Source organism: Ruegeria sp. CDSC054, from assembly GCF_059610645.1.
In genome coordinates this window covers 322,324-340,053 of record NZ_JBXWOA010000004.1, presented here as the reverse complement: position 1 = coordinate 340,053, position 17,730 = coordinate 322,324, and the positions used below count along the sequence as shown (strand labels likewise).

Annotated in this window: 19 protein-coding genes; 10 read left to right on the top strand and 9 right to left on the bottom strand. The window is 59.8% G+C overall.

Annotated elements, in window-relative coordinates; genetic code table 11:
• From AC2FGC_RS11525 to AC2FGC_RS11495, 7 genes are all read right to left on the bottom strand, one after another.
• The gene (locus AC2FGC_RS11525; protein ID WP_496782378.1) at nt 1-1,305 is read right to left on the bottom strand and encodes a M16 family metallopeptidase; all 1,305 of its coding nucleotides are present in this window, start codon (nt 1,303-1,305) and stop codon (nt 1-3) included.
• Nucleotides 1,302-2,642, bottom strand: a complete 1,341-nt coding sequence (locus tag AC2FGC_RS11520; RefSeq protein ID WP_496782376.1) for a M16 family metallopeptidase — start codon at nt 2,640-2,642, stop codon at nt 1,302-1,304. Before AC2FGC_RS11520 ends, AC2FGC_RS11525 begins: the two co-directional genes overlap by 4 nt.
• 81 nt (nt 2,643-2,723) lie before the next feature.
• Nucleotides 2,724-3,242 (bottom strand): DUF3035 domain-containing protein, encoded by a 519-nt coding sequence (locus tag AC2FGC_RS11515; protein ID WP_496782374.1) that lies wholly within the window; start codon nt 3,240-3,242, stop codon nt 2,724-2,726.
• Between the two features lie 50 nt (nt 3,243-3,292).
• Nucleotides 3,293-3,763: a signal peptidase II gene (gene lspA / locus AC2FGC_RS11510; RefSeq protein ID WP_496772976.1), complete on the bottom strand. Its 471-nt coding sequence runs from the start codon at nt 3,761-3,763 to the stop codon at nt 3,293-3,295.
• Nucleotides 3,763-5,352: a bifunctional phosphoribosylaminoimidazolecarboxamide formyltransferase/IMP cyclohydrolase gene (gene purH, locus AC2FGC_RS11505; RefSeq protein WP_496782372.1), complete on the bottom strand. Its 1,590-nt coding sequence runs from the start codon at nt 5,350-5,352 to the stop codon at nt 3,763-3,765. Before purH ends, lspA begins: the two co-directional genes overlap by 1 nt.
• A gap of 22 nt (nt 5,353-5,374) precedes the next feature.
• Nucleotides 5,375-7,114, bottom strand: a complete 1,740-nt coding sequence (locus AC2FGC_RS11500) for a heparinase II/III family protein (protein WP_496782369.1) — start codon at nt 7,112-7,114, stop codon at nt 5,375-5,377.
• Nucleotides 7,115-7,204: 90 nt separating this feature from the next.
• Nucleotides 7,205-8,461: an RsmB/NOP family class I SAM-dependent RNA methyltransferase gene (locus tag AC2FGC_RS11495; protein ID WP_496782367.1), complete on the bottom strand. Its 1,257-nt coding sequence runs from the start codon at nt 8,459-8,461 to the stop codon at nt 7,205-7,207.
• An 89-nt stretch (nt 8,462-8,550) separates the two neighbouring features.
• On the opposite strand from AC2FGC_RS11495, the gene AC2FGC_RS11490 reads away from it, so the two are divergent.
• Nucleotides 8,551-8,733, top strand: coding sequence for a DUF1674 domain-containing protein (locus AC2FGC_RS11490; protein ID WP_496726345.1), 183 nt, complete (start codon nt 8,551-8,553; stop codon nt 8,731-8,733).
• Between the two features lie 4 nt (nt 8,734-8,737).
• On the opposite strand, the gene AC2FGC_RS11485 is transcribed toward AC2FGC_RS11490, so the two are convergent.
• Entirely contained in the window at nt 8,738-9,592 is an 855-nt protein-coding gene (locus tag AC2FGC_RS11485; RefSeq protein ID WP_496726346.1) for a LysR family transcriptional regulator, read from the bottom strand.
• Between the two features lie 99 nt (nt 9,593-9,691).
• Here AC2FGC_RS11485 and tmpA point away from each other — a divergent pair, with 99 nt between their 5' ends.
• From tmpA to AC2FGC_RS11465, 4 genes are all read left to right on the top strand, one after another.
• A complete protein-coding gene (gene tmpA / locus AC2FGC_RS11480) occupies nt 9,692-10,828 on the top strand; it encodes a 2-trimethylaminoethylphosphonate dioxygenase (protein WP_496726348.1) in 1,137 nt (378 codons plus the stop codon).
• Nucleotides 10,825-11,415: a (R)-1-hydroxy-2-trimethylaminoethylphosphonate oxygenase gene (gene tmpB / locus AC2FGC_RS11475; protein WP_496726349.1), complete on the top strand. Its 591-nt coding sequence runs from the start codon at nt 10,825-10,827 to the stop codon at nt 11,413-11,415. Before tmpA ends, tmpB begins: the two co-directional genes overlap by 4 nt.
• Nucleotides 11,412-12,080, top strand: a complete 669-nt coding sequence (locus AC2FGC_RS11470) for an ureidoglycolate lyase (protein WP_496726350.1) — start codon at nt 11,412-11,414, stop codon at nt 12,078-12,080. Before tmpB ends, AC2FGC_RS11470 begins: the two co-directional genes overlap by 4 nt.
• A gap of 107 nt (nt 12,081-12,187) precedes the next feature.
• On the top strand, nt 12,188-13,045 hold the full coding sequence (locus AC2FGC_RS11465) for a hypothetical protein (protein WP_496726351.1): 858 nt from the start codon (nt 12,188-12,190) through the stop codon (nt 13,043-13,045).
• 6 nt (nt 13,046-13,051) lie between these two features.
• Here AC2FGC_RS11465 and dapB read toward each other — a convergent pair whose 3' ends face one another.
• A complete protein-coding gene (gene dapB / locus AC2FGC_RS11460; protein ID WP_496782365.1) occupies nt 13,052-13,861 on the bottom strand; it encodes a 4-hydroxy-tetrahydrodipicolinate reductase in 810 nt (269 codons plus the stop codon).
• A 91-nt stretch (nt 13,862-13,952) separates the two neighbouring features.
• Between dapB and rbfA the strand changes: the two genes are divergently transcribed.
• From rbfA to AC2FGC_RS11435, 5 genes are all read left to right on the top strand, one after another.
• Nucleotides 13,953-14,348: a 30S ribosome-binding factor RbfA gene (rbfA, locus tag AC2FGC_RS11455; protein WP_058274960.1), complete on the top strand. Its 396-nt coding sequence runs from the start codon at nt 13,953-13,955 to the stop codon at nt 14,346-14,348.
• Complete coding sequence (locus AC2FGC_RS11450; RefSeq protein ID WP_496726353.1) at nt 14,345-15,082, top strand: phosphodiester glycosidase family protein; 738 nt, start codon at nt 14,345-14,347, stop codon at nt 15,080-15,082. Before rbfA ends, AC2FGC_RS11450 begins: the two co-directional genes overlap by 4 nt.
• 60 nt (nt 15,083-15,142) lie before the next feature.
• A complete protein-coding gene (truB, locus tag AC2FGC_RS11445; RefSeq protein ID WP_496726354.1) occupies nt 15,143-16,048 on the top strand; it encodes a tRNA pseudouridine(55) synthase TruB in 906 nt (301 codons plus the stop codon).
• A 21-nt stretch (nt 16,049-16,069) separates the two neighbouring features.
• A complete protein-coding gene (locus tag AC2FGC_RS11440; RefSeq protein ID WP_058277070.1) occupies nt 16,070-16,573 on the top strand; it encodes a DUF1643 domain-containing protein in 504 nt (167 codons plus the stop codon).
• A gap of 95 nt (nt 16,574-16,668) precedes the next feature.
• On the top strand, nt 16,669-17,676 hold the full coding sequence (locus AC2FGC_RS11435; protein ID WP_496782363.1) for a calcium-binding protein: 1,008 nt from the start codon (nt 16,669-16,671) through the stop codon (nt 17,674-17,676).
• Nucleotides 17,677-17,730 lie beyond the last annotated feature (54 nt).

The window sequence follows — 17,730 nt, the reverse complement described above, 5'->3', positions numbered from 1 at the left end:
TTAGCCGTCCAGACCCTCGGGCTTGCCGACAATGGTGAAATGAAGCCCGTCAGGGTCCAGCAATTCGCTGGCGACCCGGTTGATCTCTTCCAGCGTGATCGCATTCACCTTGTCGTTGCGGGTGGCGATATAGTCGATGGGCAGGTCTTCCATCTGCATCCCGACCATGATCCCCGCAATCTGGCCATTGCCGTCAAACCTCAGCGGGTAAGCGCCCGTCAGGTAGGTTTTGGCATCGTCCAGTTCTTTCTGGGTCACACCTTCGGATGCGGCCCGTGCCCACTCGTCACGGATCACTTCGACCGCTTCGGCAATGCGATCATTGCTGGATGACACGGATCCCAGATAGACCGAGGCCAGATCCTTGGGCACCAGGTAAGTGCCGACGCCATAGGTTAAACCACGCTTCTCTCTGACTTCCTGCATTAGGCGGCTTTCAAACCCGCCCCCGCCAAGGATGTGGTTCAGGATGAAAGCTGCAAAGAAATCGGGATCATCGCGGTCAATGCCCGCATGTCCGAACAGGGCCACAGATTGCGGCGTGTCGAACTCGACCACGCTCACGCCACCAGGAATGGACACATCGGCACGTTCAGGGATCGGCTTGCCTGTTTCCGGTAGGTCGGCCAGCAGTTTATCCAGCAACGCGCCCAATTCTTCGGGGGTGATGTCACCCACCGCGCCTATATACATCCGGTCTTTGGCAAAGACATCCTGATACGCTGTGACCACGTCTTCGCGCGTTAGGGCTGTCACGCTTTCGATCGTGCCTTTGCCTTCTGTGCCATAGGGGTGATCGCCATAGGCCATGCGCGCAAAGTTACGACCCGCAATGTCATTCGGGTCGGTTTGATCGGATTTAAGGCCGGACAGTACCTGCGCCTTTACCCGATCCACCGCATCCTGATCAAAGCGGGGTTCGTGAATTGTGGTGCGCAGCAGGTCGATCACGTCGTCCCGGTTTTCAGTCAGGAACTGCGCGGTGATCGACACTGTGTCATCAGTTGCATTGTACCGGAACGAGGCCGCCAGCGATTCCAGCTCACGCGCATAGGTGCGGGCATCCATGTCGCCTGCGCCTTCCTCAATCAGGCCGCTCATCAGGTAGACCGCACCGCGTTTGCCCGCGTCATCCAGCGATGTGCCGCCGCGAAAACGCAGCTCCAGCGCGGTGAAGGGGATTGAGTGATCCTCGACTAGCCATGCGGTGATACCACCCGGAGAAGTAACCTCTTCGATCTCGATATCGGCCCACGCGGGCAGAGCAACAACGAACGCGATCAGGGTTGCGAATATCCGTTTCATTGCGTCACCTCATCATCGCGCATCAACCAGCCGGTGACCGATGTTTCCGGCTGTATCACCTCGCGCGCGGCGGCGATAATCTCTTCCCCGGTGACAGCCTGCAGAATATCGGGCCAGGCCTGCACATCCTCGCCCGTCAGACCACTGGTCAGAGCGCGACCATAGCGGTTGCCAATCCCATCCACATTGTCGCGCGCATAGGTCTGCGAGGCCCGCAGCTGCATCTTGATCCGGTCAAGGTCTTCTTCATTCACACCTTCAGCGATGAAGTCGGCAACCGCCTGATCCATCGCATCCTCGGCCTCTTGCAAAGATACACCGGCGGCTGGAACAACCAGAAGGTCAAAGGTCGTATCATCCAGCGAGACACCCCGGTAGAACGCCCCGGTGTAGACAACCTTCTGCTGCTCGAACTGTAGCTTTTCGTTCAGGTAGGATGTCGTGCTTCCACCCAACAGTTCTGCCAACAGAAACAGAGCAGCTGCCTTCTCCTGTTCGCCCGGATCACGTTCGGGGGCCAGATAACTACGCTGAACATAAGGCTGCGACACGCGCGCATCCTTGTAAGTAAGACGGCGTTCTGCCGTTTGCGGCGGTTCCTGTGACCGGACCCGTTCGGGTAAGTCAGGGTTGGCGGGGATCACACCGTAATATTGCTCGGCCAGCGATTTGACCTCGTCTGGTTCGACATCACCGGTGACGACCAGAATGGCGTTATTGGGCGCATAATGGGTCTGGTAGAAGGACAGCGCGTCCTCCATGTCCAGCGTCTCCATCTCGTGGCGCCAGCCGATGATTGGCACGCCGTAGCGATGGTTGAGGTACTGCGACGCGCTCATCTGTTCACCGAACAGCGCACGCGGGCTGTTGTCGGTGCGCTGGTTGCGTTCCTCAAGGATCACGTCGCGTTCAGTGACAATATCATCTTCGCTCAGTCGGATATTGCGCATCCGATCCGCTTCCATCCGCATCATCAATTCCAGCCGGTCAGCAGCGACGCGTTGGAAATAAGCGGTGTAGTCATATGATGTGAAGGCGTTGTCGGTGCCGCCATTGGCCGCAACGGTGGCGGAAAATTCGCCCGGGGCCAAAGTGTCAGTGCCTTTGAACAGCAGATGCTCAAGGAAATGCGCCACACCCGATGATCCTACGGGTTCATCCGCCGACCCGGCGCGATACCACACCATATGCTGCACAACAGGCGCGCGGTGGTCTTCGATCACGACGACATCCATGCCGTTGTCCAGCGTAAATGTAGTCACCGCTTCGTGCCCCTCGCTTGCGGCAAGAGGTGTTGCGGCGATCAGGGCAGCCGACAGTGCCAGGGCCCGAACCATAGGGCGTCCTCCGTTTGATTTATGCTGTTCAAACTACGGTTGCGCCGCGCGGGTTCAAGGCTAATGACGAAAAGTTAAAGATTATTCATCTACCGGTGGCGCCGATGGTGTTTCGATCCCGGCTTGGCGTGCAGCCTCATTCTGACGGTCGGGGTTCAACGTTTCGCGGCGATAAACTTGCGAATAACGATCCACGTTGAACAAGCGCAAGCGCGTCAGGCGGCTCTGCTTTCTGCGGAACTCTGCATCCTCGGCATCAACCACCTGCCGGGCATTCGCCGGAACTCCATACCGGCTGGAGGCCGTCACAAGGGCCGCGTCCGTGGACGGGATGGCCGTATTTGCGTTCAGCGAAGATTCGTTCCCGCCAAGGGCAACGACAGCTTCCGCCTTAGGGTTCGGATCGGTCAGGTTATTCCCCCCCAGCGTAGGCGCAGGCAGGAACTTGTAATCCTTGGGCTGAGTCAGTGGTTTGACAGGCAGGACCGAGAATTCGTCCGGCCCTTGTCCGGGCGCTTCGAGATGGCGCAGTCCGATATCGGAACAGCCTGCAGCCACAAAGGCCAATGTCAAAGCAAATATGGAACGCGGCAGCCGCATCAGAGTCTCCAGCCTGTTTCAGGCGCTTTTATCGCATTTCAAATGGCGCGTCACGATGCCTTTTTGCCTTCGAACAGCACCAGACCAATCGCTCCCGCAAAAATGAACACATCAGCAAGGTTGAACACGAAAGGGTTGTTGATGCCGCAACAGGACATGTTCAGGAAATCCAGAACATAGCCATAAAGCAGGCGATCCACGACGTTGCCCAGCGCCCCACCGATTAGCAACCCGCCGCAAACCAGCATCAGTTTCGACGGGGCTGTGCGCATCAGCCAGATCAGCACACCGATTGCGATGACCATGGAAACGCCGATCAACGCCCATCGGGCAGCATCGGTATTGCCCTGAAACAAGCCGAAATTGATGCCCCGATTCTCACCGTATTTGAACACCAGCAGCGGCGGCAGAACATCAATGTTCCCATCAGCCACGCGCATCACGTGAACGACCAGATACTTGCTGATCTGGTCGATCAGTAACGCGGCCAGTGCGGCCCAGAGAAGCAGACGATAGCGCATCAGTGGCGGAAGTGGCGCATGCCGGTAAAGACCATGGCCAGACCGGCCTCATCCGCGGCTGCGATCACTTCGTCATCGCGCATCGAGCCACCCGGCTGGATAACACAGGTCGCGCCGGCCTCGGCCGCTTCCATCAGACCGTCCGGGAATGGAAAAAACGCATCCGACGCCACGGCAGACCCGATTGTCAGTGGTTGGGCCAAGCCCAGAGTATCGGCCATGCGCTCGGCTTTCTTCGCTGCAATCATCGCCGAGTCCAGGCGGCTCATCTGCCCGGCGCCAACACCCACGGTTGCTCCGTCTTTGACATAGACGATGGCATTGGATTTGACGTGTTTCGCCACTTTCCACGCAAACAGAAGATCGCGCATCTGTTCCTCGGTCGGGGATTTCTTAGTGACGACCTTCAGGTCATCCAGGCCAACAAATCCGTTGTCCTTGTCCTGCACCAGAAGGCCACCGGCTACCTGACGGACGGTTTTGCCACCTTCGGTCACGTCCGGCAGGCCATCGGTTGTCAGCAGACGCAGGTTCTTTTTGGCGGCAAAGATTGCCTTGGCCTCATCCGACGCACCCGGAGCAATCAAAACTTCGGTGAAAATTCCGGTGATTTCCTGCGCAGTTTCGGCATCCAGCGGCTGGTTCAGCGCAATGATCCCGCCAAAGGCCGATGTGCGGTCACAATCAAACGCGGCCTTATAGGCCTCGATCAATGTCGCGCCCTTGGCAACACCGCAGGGGTTGGCATGCTTGATGATCGCGCAGGCTGCGCCTTGCGCCGGATCGAACTCGGCCACCAGCTCGAATGCCGCGTCTGTGTCGTTGATGTTGTTGTAGCTCAGTTCCTTGCCCTGATGCTGCACTGCTGTCGCGACACCGGGGCGGTTGGTGCCATCGGTGTAGAAGACCGCCTGTTGGTGGCTGTTTTCGCCATAACGCAAGGTCTGCTTCAATTCTCCGGCAAAGGCGCGACGGCGCGGGGCCTCGGCGGCCAGCGCATCGGCCATCCAATTCGACACGGCCGCGTCATAAGCGGCGGTACGAGCATAGGCCGTCTGCGCCAGGTTCTGACGGAAAGCATAGGAAGTCTGCCCATCGTTAGCCGCCAGCTCAGCCAGCAGCGCGTCGTAATCCTGAACATCCACAACCACATTCACAAAAGCGTGGTTTTTCGAGGCCGCGCGGATCATCGCCGGGCCACCGATATCGATATTCTCTATGCATTCGTCGTAACCCGCACCTTTGGCCACGGTGGCCTCGAACGGATAGAGGTTCACCACCAGCAGGTCGATCGCGCCGATGCCATGTTCGTCCATCGCCGCCACGTGGCTGTCATTGTCGCGCAGGGCCAACAGCCCGCCATGCACCATCGGATGCAGCGTTTTCACGCGGCCATCCATCATCTCGGGGAAGCCGGTAATCTCGCTGACATCCTTCACCGCAAGCTCTGCATCGCGCAGCGCCTTGGCTGTACCGCCGGTCGACAGCAACTCGACCCCACGCTCGGCCAGTGCCTTTCCCAGCTCGATCAGCCCGGTCTTGTCGGAAACGGAAAGCAACGCGCGGCGCACGGGGTGAAGATCGGTCATGGGGTCAAAGGTCCTTTTGGCGTCAGTCAAACTCGGGCTCGTCCCGGTGTATATCCCGCACGGCATAGGCTGTGTCCTGGGCCTTGCTCAGCGTCCACCGGATGCGCGTCGCATACTCCATTGCGCGGCCAGATAGAACGATCTGTTTTGTCGCGCGTGGTTTTAAACGCCCGTTTTCCAAATAAACGCTTGGTTCTACAGACAATTTTCCGACGCCGTCATGGCGGAAAACCCAGATCTCACCACTTTTCAGCGCCATCGACACCGCAGCGCCCCCCAGATCCAGTGCCGCATCCACGTCCGGATGCAGGTGAAACCGGATGTCAAAGGCGATGCCCTTCAGACCCGAGGCGTCCATCGCCTTGTCAAATTGGCGCTTCGCCTTGTCGGTGGCCGTCAGCAGAATATCCTCGCAAGCCAGCTCACGCCCATCAAAGCGCAGCTCAAAGGTACGCGCATGTGTCAATCCGAAGACCTTGGTATACCCGTCATGCCCGGCCATGAATCGCGTGCCTTCAAAGGCATCCTCGAAATCAATGGGAACCTCATGCGGCGCATCCACCAGTGCCTCGCGTTCGGCTCCCTGCGTCGGTGGCGCCAGCCGAGCGCTTGAATACCCATCAAGGCACAGTGTCGAATGCGACGGCGTCGCCCGACCCGCACGCCGCCATTCCGTCCCAAAGCTTTCGCCCGATCCGCAATTGACCACCAGTGGTCTGCGGCCCGACGTTAGTTCGAAAGCGAGGGTCGAAGCATGGGCGTTGTATGACGCCGCCCCCTTGGGTGGAGTGGCGGCATCCACAATCACGCTGGTTCTGGCCGCATAAAGTCGGGCAAATCCCATGGACAGCCCCGTGGTGTGATGTGGCCTGACACCGCTTTGCGCCAGTGCCTGATCCAAACGCCCTTCGACACCGCGCCCACCGCCGTGAAACCGGGCCAAAGCCCCGTCCGCATGGCGCAGGCTGCGCAAGGTGGGGGCCATGCGTTTGATGGCACTTGCCTGCGCCCCGGGCGTGCCCCGGCCCAACGCGCTGAGCGCGGCCGAGGTCCATGAAAGCAGCATAAAGACCTCAAGCAGCTCTTCGGGGTTGCGGGTTGGGATACCGCCCTGTTCGTCGACCTGACTGTCACACTCGCGCGCCAAAGCACGAAGGGCAGGATCGGCCATTTGCTCCAAACCCTCCAGCGCCAGACCAGCCTGCACCAGCCCGGCAAGCGCCTCAAACCGGGGAAGACCGGGAGTCGCTGCCTTCCAGCGCTTGGACAGAAACCATGTCTGTTGGGCCAACGAACGAAAAAACATCCTGCTTTGGTGTTCATCTGCGCCGCGCAACAGGAAAATCGCATGGTTGATCCAGCGTATGACGCGCCGCCCGGTCAGATCTGGTGCCCAACCCGGGCCCTGACCGCGACCATGTGCATTGATCCAGCCCCAGACCCACCGCTGGGCCTTTTCACGCGCGCGCATGTCGCCGACAGCTGCCAGATCGTCGAGCCAGGCAAAGCCGTGGCGTTCATTGTCGAACCCGGTACTGGGCGCGGCCACGTCCCATAGCTCGGTTTCCTGAGCTTCGACCAGATAGCCCGCAAATAGCAGATTTCCGGCGACCAACTGACGCCCACGCGCAAATGAGCCCACCGTGCGCGGCTCCGGATCGCCAACAAACCCCGAGACCGCTTTGCGTCGCTGACTGAGCCGCGCGTAGAGACGGTTCTGAAACCGTGTCCACTGATTGGTCATGGTATCTGTCTTCGACATGACGCTCGTTACTCTGCCCCTTGCGCTCTGCTGGCGCCTGAGACCCAACGATAGACCGGGGCGATCGTCAAGTCATCGAAAAGCATGCAACTACGCCGATTTGTTCAGGCGCGCGATGTAGAACCCATCCATTCCACCAAGATCAGCCCAGTAATCGGGCCGCAGACGCAGGCCGCCTTCCTCGGTGATCCATTCGGACTCGATTCCGGCAATGCTCAAAGCCGCCCGATCCACCGACATATCGGGGTGTTGGTCCAGCGCTTCTTCGACCTGCACCTCGCCCTCATCCGGCAGGAGAGAGCAAGTGCAATAGACCAGCCGCCCGCCGGGTTTCAGCAAGCTCCAGGCGTGGGCCAGCATCCGGGCCTGCAGCTCGATCAGCTCACCGAATTCCGATCCGTCTTTGGCAAAAGGCAAGTCAGGGTGCCTGCGGATCGTTCCCGTGGCAGAACACGGCGCGTCCAAAAGGATGGCGTCATACTGGCCCTGATGTTCAAGCGCGTCGCCCGCGACGACAGTGGCAGTCAGTCCGGTGCGTTTGAGGTTCTCATGCACCCGCGCCAATCGCGATTCAGAGACGTCGAGCGCCGTAACATCGGCCCCAGCCGCCGCCAGTTGCAGTGTTTTTCCACCCGGAGCGGCACAAAGGTCGAGGATTTTTTCGCCCGATTTCGGAGCAAGTATGCGCACTGGAATAGCGGCCGCCGCGTCCTGCACCCACCAATCACCTTTGCCATAGCCCGGAAGGGCGGTGACCTGACCGGCATCGTGCAGCCGCATCGAACCGGTAGGCAGGGCCTCACCCGGTCCGCTGGCGCCCGGCTTCACAGACAGGTCAAGCGGTGCGCCAGCAAATTGCGCCTTTTCCATTCCCACGATTGCATCCTCACCCCATGCCATGATCAGCGGATCACGCAGCCATTCGGGCAAACGCGGCACGCGCATTTTGGGCCATGCATCGGGGCCTTCGGCGGCCACTTTGCGCAACACGGCATTCACTAGGCCTTTCAGCCGCCCGTGCTTGCGTGAACGCCCTACGATGTCGACCATTGAATTCACAACACCATGTGCCGCTTCACCGTGGCACAGCTCGACCGCGCCAAGGCGCAGGGCGTTATGCACGGTCAAAGCCGGCGTGCGGTTCAGGTGGTTTTCCAGCAGACGATCCGCACGCTCCAATCCGCGCAGGGTTTCCAGCGTCAGGCGTTGCGCCCGCGCGCGATCTTCAGGGGCCAACCGGTCCAGCGCGCCTGCGGCCAGACATTCGGACAGCAGGCGCCCTTCGCCCAGTATCTGATCCAGCAGATAGATCGCGCTGCGTCGGGCCGCTGTTGCGTTGTCGGACATGGAATCGCCTTTGAATTAATCCTCGCCCGCATTGCCAATAGCGGACGCGGGCGTATATCAAGCCCATGCACGGAAAGGAACCCGATGTCATGAGTAACGACCGCAAAGACCTGCCGCCTGCTGCCCAGCGCGCCCTTGCCGAAGCTGAAGAGCGGCGCCGCAAAGCCGAGGCTGAGGCAAAAGATATGCCCAAGGAACTGGGCGGTCGCGACGGCCCCGATCCGGCCCGGTACGGTGATTGGGAGAAGAAGGGCATAGCGATCGATTTCTGATCGCCTATCCCCGCAAAGCTTCCAGAAAATCCGCGATCAGAGCGCGCTGTTTCTTGGATTTCGCCCGTTCCTCGGGCCAGGTCAGCCAATACCCATCCTTCGTTTTCAGCTCTGGTAGGCGTAACCGGCGCAACCGTCCGTCCTGCAGATCCGCCTTGGCCAAGGGCACCGACCCCAACGCTACGCCCATGCCCTGACGTGCCGCAGACAACGCGTGTTCCATTGAATCGAAGCTGATGTTCGACGTAGTCACATCGCCCTGATCTGCCTTTCGCGCCCAATCTCGCCACCCCGGTCGTTCTCCGCGCAGATCAATCAAAGGCGCGCCCCATTCCACGCCCGGTGCCGCCATAGGCACCAGCACTTCAGCTGCAATCAATTCGGAATCCCGCCCCGGCCAAGCGCCCCGACCATAACGGATCTGTAGCCATGTCCGCTCTTCATCCAGCGACGACCGCCGCGCCACGGAATCGGTCAGAACACGCACCTTCGGCTGCATCTCCTGAAACCGGGCAAGACTTGGCACCACAAGCGCATGGATGTGCGATGACAAACCGGCCACCCGCAATTCGCGCGGGGATTTTCCAAACAGATCCTCGGTATTGCGTTCAAGCGCCTGCAAACTGTCTTGCACCAGTGGTAGGTAGCTTTCGCCTTCGACAGTCAGTGACACGCCACGCGCCTCACGCACAAACAATGTTCGACCCAGCCAGGCTTCAAGGTTGCCGATCCGCTGGCTTACGGCCGCTTGTGTCAGACCAAATTCCCTCGCCGCTGCGGAAAACCCGCCCAGACGCCCCGCCGCCTCAAAAACGCGCAGCCAGTCCAAGGGTGGCAACCCGATCTTTTTCTTAGCCATAAGTTTTTCCAAGCCTCAGCAGAAAGAAGGATTAATTGTCGTAATGCCACAAGGGGCGTATCTCCTCAACCAAAGCCCGCGCTGAACAGGAGACCCCCCATGCTGCGCTTTGCCACCCATGACGCCTCGGTTGTGACCGTAGAATTCGACACCGGCACAAAGGCTCGCTTTCACGCCATCTGGCTACGCGACAACGCGCTGGACCCCGAAACCCGCGCGCCCGGCAATGGCCAACGTCTGATCACCATCGGCGATATCCCCTCAGACATTTCGGTCAGCGCCGCCGAAATCAGCAATGGTGATCTGACAGTCACCTTTCAGCCAGAAGGCAAGATTGTCACCTTTCCCGCCGACTGGCTGGCCGAGCACAGCTATGACCGCGATCAAAACCGCCCCATGGGTCGGACGGCTCCCGGCATCACCACCTGGGGACGCGGCATCGACGCGCCCAGCGCAGATTGGGACGAGGTCCACGCCAATCCCGTCGCCAAGCGTGGCTGGCTGGCTGCGGTGGCCGAATACGGCTTTGCCAAGTTGACCGGCGGACCGACCGAGCCGGAATCCCTGCTGAAAGTCGCTGATCTGTTCGGCTATGTCCGCCAAACCAACTACGGCCCCTATTTTGAGGTCCGGACCGAGGTGAACCCGACCAACCTCGCCTATACCGGCCTTGGTCTGCAGGCGCATACCGACAACCCCTATCGTGATCCGGTTCCGACGCTGCAAATTCTGTATTGCCTGGAAAACAGTGCCGAGGGTGGTGATTCCATCGTGGTTGACGGCTTCCGCGCCGCTGAAAAACTGCACGAACAGAACCCGGAAGGTTTTGCCTTGCTGGCAGGCTATCCCGCCCGGTTCGAATACAAGGGCTCGGACGGTATCTGCCTGCGCTCACGCCGCCCGATGATCGAGCTATCGCCCGATGGTGAATTGGTCGGTATCCGGTTCAACAATCGCTCATCCGCGCCGTTCGTCGACGTGCCCTTTGACCAGATGGAGGCCTACTACGCCGCCTATCGTCAATTGGGCGAGATCATCGACGATCCAGCCATGGGCGTGTCGTTCAAGCTGGAACCGGGTGAGAGCTTCATCGTCGACAACACCCGCGTGCTGCACGCGCGTCTGGGCTATTCCGGTGCGGGCTCACGCTGGCTGCAAGGTTGCTACGCCGACAAGGACGGGCTGCTGTCCACGCTGGCCGCGATGGAGATGGCCCAGCCGGAGGCCGCAGAATGAAGCCCGATTTCTCAACCCTGAGCCGGGACAATATCGTGGCTTTCATCGGCGATATCTTCGATCGCCGCGGCGGTGAGGAATATCTGGGTGAGCCCGTCACCATGGCTGAACACATGTTGCAAGGTGCAACGATCGCCGAGCAGAACGGCCAGCCCGAGGAAATCATCGTCGGTGCATTGCTGCACGATATCGGACATTTTACGTCCGAGTTCGGCACCTACCACCCGGACGATACCGAAGACCGCCACCATGAGGATGCGGGTGCCGAAGTGCTGGAACAGTTCTTCCCCTCGGTCATTACCGATTGCTGCCGCTATCACGTGGCGGCCAAACGGTATCTCTGCGCGACCAAGCCTGAGTATTTCAACCGTCTCTCCGCCGCCTCGGTCCATACGCTGGAATTGCAGGGCGGGCCGATGAGCGCTGAAGAGGTCGCTGAATTCGAGAGCAACCCAAACCTGAAAGAGATCATTCAGGTGCGCTATTTGGACGAGGCGGGCAAACGGGCTGACATGGAAACCCCCGATTTCGCCCATTTCGCACCGATGGTGCAGCGCATGGTCGACAGGCATCTGGGGGCGTCATGAGTGCACCGGAATACATCTTCGAGGCCAGCTCGAAACCGTCACTGCCGTGGCACGAGGTTCCGCTGATCCGGGCCACGGACACGTCGGTCAAAAGCTATGGCTGTCTGGTTGATGACCCCGATACCTTCGAGATTGAAATCGCTCGCTGGCCCCAACAAGGCTGGCGCCAGATTGACGAAGGAACCGGCGACGAGGGCGGCTGGGTCGAAGGCACGTTCAAATGCGATTGGCAGGGTGACGTGCTTTATGGTGAGAACGAGGCCGTCAAAGGCCACTATGTTCTGGGTTGGTCCGCTGATCCACAACAGGCGCAGACCGACCTGCAGACGGCACCGCGCGATCAGGTTCTACTGTGGCACATGAACTACCACCCCGATGGCGGGCAGATGTTCTGGCCGCTGGACAACAAGCCCTTCATCGTGCCTGTCGCGCTGCCCGGCGACAACCTGACGCCAGATAAGGTGGTGGCTTTCTGGTGTGATGGTACGCGTGGCCTCTATATTCATCCCGGCATCTGGCACGAAGGGATATTCCCCGTCGAAGACAACCAGCGTTTCCTCGACCGGCAAGGCAAGGTTCACGCCCGTGTCAGCGCCGATATCGGCAAGGAGTTCGGAGTTTACCTTGCCTGCCCGCTCCGGGTCGACAAAATCAAGGACCTATGAAGTACAGGGCAAAACGCCAGTATCGCGCATTTTCACAATCCCTTAACCGTTGGCGGCCACATCTGTGATACGCTCGACAGTGTCCAACTCAAAAGGGGAGGGCTCTGATGGGATTGAATAGGCGTCGAGTGGTTCAGCTTGGAACCGCAGCAACGGTCGGAACGCTGTTTCCGGGCGTCGGGGCTGCTGCCACTGACCAGAATGACACGTTCGAACAGGAGTTCGCAAACACGCTCAATCAACTGAGAACCGCGTTCTCCGAGCTTGGTTTTAATGAGGCTGAGTCCCTGTCGCTGGCCTCGGGGGTCGACGACTATAACGGCGGATTGCGGCATGATTTCGATCAGTCCGTTCTCCCTTCGGGTGCTTATGTGATTCAGCCGCTGGCGCGCGTCGCGGACGTTGATGAAAAATCACGCGCAGACGTGTTGCCGATGTTTCACGAGGTCGGCTGTCATCCCGCTGATGCTGATGGGCAAGCCATGACCCGGCTGATGATGCAAATTCTGACTCAAAGCTTTGACCTCGACCCGTCCCGCATCGCTTTTGTCAGTGTGCCGCAAGCCGATGACATGCGCCCAGTGCTGGACGCGTTAGGCTTACCATTCACCGAAAAGGTTCTGTTGCGCGATGAGGCCGAGGCATTGGCTTCACGCGATGCCTCGGGCTTTTTCTTCCCCGACCCGTTTGGTGATGAGTACCTTGTGACAATGGGCGTCTACTATCGGCTGGGCGGCACGGATGAAACGGCCCCCACCGCTTACCCGCCGTCGGACAACTGGACCGAAATCGGTGAGGTTGTGATTGGCGGGCAGGCAGCACCCCTTGGCATATCCATAGGGGCCGAACGCCTGACTTATGCGCGTACAGGCCAATACCCGACCTGGGATCAGCGACTAGGCGCACTGTTTTCCAGGATCGAGGACGAGGGCGCCGAACCGCCCGGTCTTGCGGCGTTCCGCTAGGGGCGCTTAAAGTCCCAGCACATCCACCATGTCATACTGACCAGGCGCTTTGCCCTGCCCCCACAGTGCCGCCTTCAAAGCGCCACGGGCAAAGATGGCGCGGTCGGTGGCCAAATGGCGCAGGACGATGCGCTCTCCGGGGGCGGCGAACAGGACGTCGTGCTCGCCCACAATGTCGCCGCCGCGAATGGCGTGGAAGCCGATGTCGCCCCGCTTGCGCGCGCCGGTGATGCCGTCGCGGCCCCGGTCAGACACATCTTCCAGCTTCACGCCGCGCCCTTCGGCAGCGGCCTCGCCCAGCATCAATGCTGTGCCCGACGGGGCGTCGACCTTGTGGTGATGGTGCCCTTCGATCACTTCGATGTCGAAATCCTCATCCAGTGCAGCCGCGACTTTCTTGGTCAGTTGCACCAGCAGATTGACGCCAAGACTCATGTTCCCCGCGCGCACGATGACTGCATGGCGTGAGGCTGGTTCCAGCGCGGCGATCTGTTCATCCGACATGCCAGTGGTGCCGATCACATGCACACAACGTGCCTGCGCGGCCAGTGCGGCAAACTCCAATGTCGCCTCGGGCGCAGTAAAGTCAATCACCGCCTGCGCCTGCCAAAACGCCTCTAGCGGGTCGTCTGTGACGGTGACGCCCAGCGCCTGACCGCCCATCGCCTCGCCCACATCCTGACCGATCCAGTCATGGCCAGTCCGCTCAACCACACCGACCAAACGCGCCTGATCGCTGTCCGTCACGGTTTTGATCAGCATCTGCCCCATACGGCCCGAAGCCCCTGTGATGACGATCCCCGGAATATGGGTCATTGCGCTGGTCCTTTTGTTGAATTCGGCTCAAAGCCTCCTACCCGGTTCGCGCCCGCTTGGCAAAGCCCTGCTTTGGGCTTAGATCGGGGATATGGCAAAGAACAAATTCCACGATGGCCCCGGCCCGTCCCAACGACAACTCCGTGTCGGCGAACTGATCCGCCGCACCCTGTCCGAGGTTCTGGCGCGCGGAGATGTCCACGACCCCGACCTGAACCGCATGTCAATCACCGTGGGTGAGGTGCGCACCTCGCCCGATCTGAAGATCGCCACCGCCTATGTGTTGCCCTTGGGCGGCAAGGGGCAGGAGGATGTGATCGCGCTGCTGGCCCGCAACAAGGGTGAATTGCGGCGGGCGGTCGGCAAGAAGGTCGGTCTGAAATTCTCACCCGATCTGCGGTTCCGGCTGGATGACACGTTTGACCGAATGGATGACACCCGCCGCATGTTCGATCAGGACGCGGTGCGCCGCGATCTGGACGAGTGATCCGCGCATTTGTCATTTTGGGCGCGGTCTTCTGGGCCGCGCAAGCCTCTGCGGTTACGTGCGAAAAGGTGACCCATGAGGACAAGCGGTACACCGTATGTGAGGTGGATGCCGCAGGCGAAGAGCTGCGTTTATTTCTCAATGATGAAGAAGGCGACGTGCTGGGCCATTTCTCATCTGTGAACGAGGCACTGGCCCCACAGGGAAAGCGACTGGCATTTGCCATGAACGCGGGTATGTATCATGACGACCGCTCGCCCGTTGGGCATTATGTCGAAGGCGGTCAGGAACAGATGCGCGTGATCCCGAATGCCGGTCCAGGCAATTTCGGCTTGCTGCCGAACGGGGTGTTTTGCATCCGCGAGGGCCGTGCCGACGTCTTCGAAACCTTGGAATATGTTGATCAGGCTCCGCAATGCCGTTTCGCCACGCAATCCGGCCCGATGCTGGTCATAGACGGTGAACTGCACCCGCGCTTCTTGCCCGATTCGACCTCGCGCTATGTGCGCAACGGCGTTGGTACCAACGCGGATGGGACACGGGCGGTATTCGCGATCTCGGATGACTATGTCACCTTTCACGAGTTCGGCAGCTTGTTCCGCGATGTACTGGATACCCCGAATGCCCTGTTCTTCGACGGCAATATCTCTCGGATGTATGAACGCGCGGGCAATCGGTCGGATGTCGGGTTTTCGCTAGGCCCTATTGTAGGTGTGGTCGAAGATACGCCCTGAAATTGACAGTGGCAGAACGATCCGTTAGGTCGCGCGCCTCGGCAAGATTCAGGGTGTAGAATGGGACGCAAACGCAAGGGTCGCGACATTTCCGGTTGGCTGGTGGTGGATAAGCCCGCGGGCATGACCTCGACTGCAGTAGTCAACAAGGTACGCTGGGCGATGGATGCCAAGAAGGCGGGCCATGCGGGCACACTGGACCCCGAAGCGACTGGCGTACTGGCCGTGGCACTAGGTGAGGCGACCAAGACCGTTCCCTACATCACCGATGCGTTGAAAGCCTACACATTCACCGTGCGTTTGGGTCAGGCCACCAATACCGATGATGCCGAAGGCGAAGTGATTGCGAGCAGCGATGCGCGCCCATCGGATGACGATATCAAACAAGCACTGGCCCCGTTTCTGGGTGATATCATGCAGGTCCCACCCAAGTTCTCGGCCGTGAAAATCGACGGCCAGCGCGCCTACAAGCTGGCCCGCGATGGCGAAGATGTGGAATTGGCCGCACGTCCGCTATGGGTTGAGGAGTTGATTTTGGTCGACCGCCCCGACGAAGACCACGTGACGCTGGAAATGACCTGCGGCAAGGGCGGCTATGTCCGCTCAATCGCCCGCGATCTGGGCGCGGCGCTGGGATGCCACGGACACGTTCGGGAACTGCGCCGCATCTGGTCCGGCCCATTCGATGTCGAAGACGGGTTGAGCATCGAAAAGATCGACGAGATGGCAAAGACCACTGCGCTGGACGACTACCTGCACCCGCTGGAAACCGGCCTCGCCGATCTGCCTGAATTGAAATGCACACCCGAAGGCGCAACCCGCCTGCGCAACGGAAACCCGGGCATGGTTCTGGCCTCGGACGTGGAATACGGCGATGAAGCCTGGGCTTCGCTGGACGGCAAGGCCGTGGCGGTAGGGATCTACAAATCGGGCGAATTGCACCCCAGCCGGGTGTTCGTTACCTAAGCCACGTGCTAGGCGAAGGGCATGATTACCCGAACGCACACCAAGGGCGACGCGCCCTCGACCGCCATCTATTCCGACTGCGAGAAATATCGCTATAGCCTGACCCGTATCTGGGATCCTGCGGGGCGCAAAGCTCTGTTCGTGATGCTGAACCCGTCAACCGCGACCGAAGTTCAGAACGACCCGACGGTGGAACGCTGCGAGCGCCGAGCGCGGGCGCTGGGGTTCGGAGCGTTTCAGGTAACCAACATCTTCGCATGGCGCGACACGGACCCGCGCAAGATGCGCGCTGCTGCCGACCCGGTAGGACCCGAGAACGACGCGGCTATTCTGGACGGCGTGCAATGGGCCGATCAAGTCATCGCCGCCTGGGGCACCCATGGCGCGCATCTGGACCGTGGCCCTGCAGTTGAAACCCTTCTGCGCGACACCAGGCAGCCGCTGTTTCATCTGGGGCTGACCAAGGGCGGGCATCCCAAACACCCGCTTTACATCGCCTATACCCAACAGCCCGAACCTTGGTGATCAACGGTTAACCACAAGTTCAGCTTGGCTTTGACCAACTGACTGATCATATGGGATATTTCACCCTCGGAGCAGTGCGTTCTCGGAGGGTTGCCATGTTTCTGTTCGGATTGCTGAGCCTGGCCGCAATGGGCGGAGCAGCCTATGCGATGGGCGGTATTATCGAGGCTGACGACGACACCGAAGAAGACGAGATCATCGAAGATGAACCGCAAGAGATCTCTGACGGCAGTTATCTCGAGATTGATGAAACCATCGACAAAGTCGAAGAGGCCTCGACTGGGACCATAGTCTCAGAATTCGAAGGCGATTTGGTTGTGGCCGGGGACGACGACACAAACATTCTGACCGGGCAAGATGGCGACGACCAGATCAACGGCTACGGTGGCGACGACACTGTGCTGGGGGGCATGGGCGATGACACTCTGCATGGCGGCGTTGGCGTTGATACAATCCAGGGCGGCGAAGGCGATGATGTTTTGCATGGCGAAAGTAACGATGACGTCCTGTCCGGTGATGATGGCGACGACAAGATTTTTGGTCATTTCGGCGACGACAGGCTGGACGGCGGCGATGGGGATGACGATTTGTACGGCGGTCAGGACAACGACACGCTGACAGGAGGCGCGGGCGAGGATGCGCTGCATGGGGGCTATGGCGACGATGAGCTTGCTGGTGGCGCAGGTGAAGACGTCTTGTTTGGCGGCGACGGTGACGACGTGCTGACCGGTGAGGACGGCGAAAACGAAGACTCCGTGGATTTTCTGAATGGCGGTGCCGGCGACGACATTATAGCTGCCCATAGCGGTGACATCGTGACCGGAGGCGAAGGCGCTGACAGCATCCACCTGAACCCCGAGGAGGATGACGATGCCGTCAAGGTCATGGATTTTGAACCCGGGCAGGACAAGCTGTTGATCTCGTGGGAAGGCGAGGAATATCCGGAGATCAACATTGAAACAGACGCTGAAAACGAAAACCTGACCCGTATCATGGTCGACGGACAAAACGTCGCCCAACTGCTGGGTGCCAAAGGGTTGACCCTGGACGATATCCAACTGATCAACGGTCAGGAACTATCGCAGCTCAATGCGCTGAGTTGAAGCAATAGAATCCCTTTGCCATTTGCTTGAAATCCGCTTATACGCGCCCATCCG